This is a genomic window from Laedolimicola sp. (assembly GCF_051972735.1).
GTDB lineage: Bacteria > Bacillota > Clostridia > Lachnospirales > Lachnospiraceae > Laedolimicola > Laedolimicola intestinihominis.
Map to the genome: position 1 here is coordinate 1 of NZ_JBOKYU010000095.1, position 687 is coordinate 687.

Annotated in this window: 2 protein-coding genes; one reads left to right on the forward strand and one right to left on the reverse strand. The window is 50.9% G+C overall.

Annotated features, from left to right (window positions below; genetic code table 11):
- Window positions 1-569, reverse strand: a 569-nt coding sequence (locus ACTRC3_RS11730) for a 6-phosphofructokinase (RefSeq protein ID WP_440323193.1), incomplete at its 3' end; no start/stop codon positions are given.
- Here ACTRC3_RS11730 and ACTRC3_RS11735 point away from each other — a divergent pair.
- Window positions 477-687: hypothetical protein (locus tag ACTRC3_RS11735; RefSeq protein ID WP_440323194.1), on the forward strand; the 211-nt coding region annotated here is incomplete at its 3' end. The two genes, ACTRC3_RS11730 and ACTRC3_RS11735, sit on opposite strands and share 93 nt — an antisense overlap.

The following is a 687-nucleotide window of genomic DNA, read 5'->3' on the forward strand; positions in this document are numbered from 1 at the left end:
GCCTCTACCTCCTCAGAAATCAAGCAGATGTTTGGCTGAGTCTGGAGAGCGCACTCAAGAGCGATGTGAGAAGCTGAACGACCCATCAGCTTGATGAAGTGCCAGTACTTGCGGGCAGAGTTACAGTCGCGCTCGATGTTACCGATGAGCTCAGAGTATGTCTTGCAGGCTGTATCGAAACCGAAAGAAGTCTCAATCTGCTCGTTCTTCAAGTCACCGTCGATAGTCTTAGGGCAACCGATTACCTGAACGCCATACTTCTTGGCAGCATAGTACTCAGCGAGAACGCAAGCGTTGGTGTTAGAGTCGTCACCACCGATGATAACGAGTGCCTTGATACCGAGCTCGCGGAGAATCTCGATACCCTTCTCAAACTGGTCTTCCTTCTCCAGCTTGGTACGGCCAGAACCGATGATATCGAAACCACCAGTGTTACGGTACTCGTCCATGATCTCAGAAGTAATCTCCATGTACTTGTGATCTACGAGACCGCCAGGACCGAGGATGAAGCCATAGAGCTTGTTAGCTGGGTTGAGAGACTTCACACCGTCGAAGAGACCAGAGATCACGTTGTGACCACCAGGAGCCTGACCACCAGAAAGGATTACACCTACGTTGAAAGCAGGGAGTTCCTTAGCCTCGCCAGCCTCGAAAGTAATGACAGGCATTCCGTAAGTGTTAGGGAAC